General features: G+C 62.7%; 3 protein-coding genes and 2 pseudogenes. 3 read left to right on the top strand and 2 right to left on the bottom strand.

The window, feature by feature from the left end:
- Together ACX9NE_RS29115 and ACX9NE_RS29110 are read left to right on the top strand one after the other, a co-directional pair.
- A partial coding sequence (locus ACX9NE_RS29115) for a DUF732 domain-containing protein (protein ID WP_459365234.1) occupies positions 1 to 1105 on the top strand: 1105 nt, incomplete at its 5' end.
- A 310-nt stretch (positions 1106 to 1415) separates the two neighbouring features.
- A complete protein-coding gene (locus ACX9NE_RS29110; RefSeq protein WP_459365233.1) occupies positions 1416 to 1733 on the top strand; it encodes a four-helix bundle copper-binding protein in 318 nt (105 codons plus the stop codon).
- Positions 1734 to 2080: 347 nt separating this feature from the next.
- Here the strand turns inward: ACX9NE_RS29110 and ACX9NE_RS29105 are convergent, their stop codons facing one another.
- The gene (locus ACX9NE_RS29105; RefSeq protein WP_459365235.1) at positions 2081 to 2749 is read right to left on the bottom strand and encodes a YoaK family protein; all 669 of its coding nucleotides are present in this window, start codon (positions 2747 to 2749) and stop codon (positions 2081 to 2083) included.
- A 236-nt stretch (positions 2750 to 2985) separates the two neighbouring features.
- Positions 2986 to 3422 (bottom strand): annotated as a pseudogene (locus ACX9NE_RS29100) (DUF1326 domain-containing protein); the annotation flags it as partial.
- Positions 3423 to 3576: 154 nt separating this feature from the next.
- On the opposite strand from ACX9NE_RS29100, the pseudogene ACX9NE_RS29095 reads away from it, so the two are divergent.
- Positions 3577 to 3923, top strand: a pseudogene (locus tag ACX9NE_RS29095) (hypothetical protein); the annotation flags it as partial.
- Positions 3924 to 4030: the final 107 nt, after the last annotated feature.

Here is a 4030-nt window from a genome sequence, read left to right as displayed (position 1 = left end):
ACCTGCCATGTTCGCCGGCACCGTAAGCCACGCCGGCGCCCTGATTACCGCCATTGTGGTGCTAAACGGCACCGCAATCCTGCGCGGCGGCGAAGCAGCAGCCGACCCGAACCAGGACGACCAGTTTCTGGCCCTGCTCCATCAAAAAGAGATTCCCGCCCTCACCAACGTGCCAAGCCTCATCGCGACAGCTCACAAAGTCTGTCGCAAACTCGATGGCGGCATGCCGGTGAACGACGTAGTGGACGCGATGACGAACAACGCGCTTAACGTGGACGCGACCGCGCGCCAATACCCCCGCGAGCGCCTCACACGCACCTTCACCCGATTCATCACTGCGGCGGTGGAGGCGTACTGCCCATACAACCAACCTGAGATAGCTTCCATCATGGCCATGGCTAATCCCGCGCCGGGATCGGCCGATCCGGCACACGGCATCGGCGCGTACGCGCACCACACGGCTAAATCAGGACGCGATTTGCGATACGCATTGGACATAGCCAACACACCGCCGGCGCGGCAGGAACTGACCAAAACCGGTGTGGCGCAGCTGCCATACTTGATAACCTGCAACGTTATCGAAGCGGGCAGCTACGGGGGCTACCCGTCAGACCGTGGCACGACTCGCACAGTGCCCGCCTTCCGGATCGGACCGATTCCCGAGGGAGATCCCGACCTACCGAACCCGCCGCAGATTCCGGCACCGCCGCCACCGGCTGGCACCCTGACACCACCCAAGCCGATCGCGGCGCCACCGACACCGCAACAATCGCTGCCGCCAGCATCGGCACAGCCACCGCCGCCACCCCAAGAGCCACCGCCGCCACCCCAAGAGCCACCGCCGCCACCTCAACAGCCACCGCCGCCACCCCAAGAGCCACCGCCGCCACCCCAAGAGCCACCGCCACCGCAACAGGTGGAGTCTCCCGCTAATGCTGCCCAACCAGGCGGCGCTGCCGGAAGTGGTGGCAGTGGCGGGGGCGGTGGTGGTGGGGGGGGCGGCGGCGGCAGCCGCGGGGGCGGCGCCGGTGGCACCGGAGGTGGTGCTGGGGCGGAGCCGCCGACGCCCCGTATGCCGCCGGGCTTCGTGAAGGTCGCACCGTGAGACGGCCGCCCAGCCGTCGGCTGGCAACGCATTGCCGCGGATGCTTCACGACGGTCGCACGGCCTCGGCCCCAAGCCGCGCGGCCACCCGCCGCGTTCCGCAGAGCCGTTGCGGACCAAGCATTTAATTTTCAGCCAACGAAATATGACGCATCATTTGTCAGGCACACGCTGATCCACGCTCATTGGGCACGCACCCTACCCCCGTTGGGTATTGTGTGGCAGACTGAACCTGCCTAGCTCGCAGCGCTGGGAAGAAGTAGAGAAATGACAACAACCGTTCTGCGGTTCCCGCGTAAGGAGATTTTGTCATGGCGATGACGGCAAACCAAGCCTGTCTGGACGCGTGTGCAGACTGTCAGGCGGCGTGTGAGGCGTGCGCGAACTGTTGCGTCAGCGAGGCGAAGATGGCCGACTGCGTCCGGTTATGCCTGGACTGTGCAGCGATTTGCGCGGCGTGTGTGACGCTAGTTTCCCGCGGGTCCCGTTGGGCGGCCCAGTTATGCCAGCTGTGCGCAGAAATCTGCGATGCATGCGCGGCCGAGTGCGACAAGCACGACAACGATCACTGCCGCACGTGTGCGGAGTCTTGTCGCCGCTGCGCTCAGGAGTGCCGGGCCATGGCCTGATCCGATCCAGCGCCGCACCCGATCGTCATTCATGCCTCGTCGCGCTCCCGCGTGATGTGCGGCGGCAGCCAATAAGCAATTTCATCTGCATAAGCCGGAGAACGAACCCGAACGGCCATGGTTTGTGATCATTATCCATTGTGAAATCGCCTATATCTATAAATGCATTGCTGTGACGAAATATGCAGCAGGACTTTAAATTCCCCTCCATGCGCTTCGAATGAGCGCCGGACCAACAGTTCGAGTCGGTCGAAAGGGCCGTTAGTGACTCGTCAAACTCGGCGGCGCTAGGTGTGCGGTGCTGTGATCGTCGGAGTGCCCACCTGACCCGCACCCGCGGCGAGGTCTTACGGCATTGCCTTTATGTCGCCCGACCCTTTCCCGGCATCGCGTGAGTGACGCCTGCGGTCATGCAACACGTTGGCGACCGCGAGAGCTACGCAAGCGATGGCCGCCGGGATCAGCGCATGGTCGCCAATGCGGCCACCGAGTATCACGCCAGCGGCAGCACCGCCGATGAACAAGATTACGGTCGCAGTCAAGACCGCAGCCTTCCAGCTGTCCATTCCGTGGCGGTGGCTACGCGCCACAAGCAGGCCCAGATCGGTGATGGTGCCGGTGAAGTGCGTGGTGCGGATGGGCATTCCCGGGAAACTGGAAGTCATCCCATTCTGCAAGCCGCACGCCGCCGCGGCCAAGGGCGCCCTGATTAAGGGGTGTTCGATACCGGCGGCGGCCAGCAGCAGCGCCGCTTCCACCAGCAGGACCGCGGCGTGGCGCGGGCCAGTGTGATTTTGCGTGGCAGCCAGCACTGCGCCGGCCCCGAGGACGCCCGCCAGAAATCCGGTCACGATCGCCGCGATCATGCCGCCCGGATGCAGTAACGGATTGGTGGTGTGCTGACCGATCTTTGTGGTCAACGCCGTGAGGTTGCCGACCGGATACACCCAGACCAGCAAGGCTACCGAGTTGACCCAGCCAGCGACTCCGGCCAGTAGCCCGCTGTAGGCGAGCATGAGCGCTCGCGGATCCCGGATTTTCACCTTTGCAGTCTGGGGCATAATCCTTCCCCTCTGAGGATCGTTGCGGTCGCAGTCCGAGACGACAGGGCGAGGGCAAATCGCTGGGAATCCCGATCGGGCCGACCAGTTGGTGTAGTGGCAAAGCCGAGCCCCGGGCAACGCCCATATCAGTCTCCGTGCAGATCGCTATCGCACCACAGCGGTGGGCGGCAGCCTAGCTGCTGGCAGACGACCGAGCCATCCATTTGAATGGTACCCCTACCTGGCATTGGTTTCGGGCCAGCTCTGGTGACAACGCGACGCCGCGGTGGGGCTCGGACCACGGATGACATTGCCCGGGGTCCAGGTGCTCAAGTCGTGGTCTGTGACCCCGTCTCCACCGGTGAAAATCCGCTCTAGAGCGTGTCGCTGAGCCGCATCGGCTTTGGAGTCGATGTTAGAACATAAGCTTCATCATGGCGTTGGGGTCACCCACCCACATGTTGCCGGGGAACTCCCCGAGGGAAACGACATCCAATCCGGCAAGGTCAGCTCCCGCATAATGACCTTCGCGGATATGCCACTGAAGCGTGAAGAGGCAATCACCGCGTGTAGGTTGCTGGGCAAAGCTGCACGGACACGGCAACTTACAGCTACAGACGTCGAACCAGCCCCCGCCGAGTGCCAGTCGACCATGCTCATTGCAATCTTCATCTCGTCTCCTTTATACCCCAGCGGGGTAACCTGTATTTCGGTACCAAAACGTTCCCGGCTATTTTCCGATAGTACCCATAGGGGGTATATGAAACGCTGGGTAGACGTGGCGGGTGTATCTCGGTCAAATGAGATGTGTCGTCGTGCTGCCCCTGCGTGCGCGGTTTGCAGCGCTCGCTTCACTTGGCGCAGCTGTGATTAACTTCGCCGTCGTACGTCGCAATGGCAAAAGTGGATGGCGTCAGGGCTGTTCTTTGTGTCACTCGATTTGTTTCAATTCATCTGGGCACGCGCCTTATTGGCCTGGACCGCGATACCAGTGCTTGCAGCTGGGGTGCTGTTCAATGTCGGAGCCGTTGCGCTCTGGGCCCCGTGGCGGACTGGGGGCGCACCCTTCGGCCCACATGCCGGAGAACCGGAATTTGAGAAGGCGCGCGACCTTTGCGCTCTTCTTCTCCAGATCTATGTCGCGATGTGACTGGACGACCCATCGGGGTCTCCGTCAGATTGACAAACGCTGGTATGGGTTCCGCTTGTCGACCCCGATATCAACCCAGCCCGCCGCACTATGAACCTCCCTGG

The organism is Mycobacterium sp. ML4 (assembly GCF_054515735.1).
This window is presented reverse-complemented; position numbering and strand designations above follow the sequence as displayed.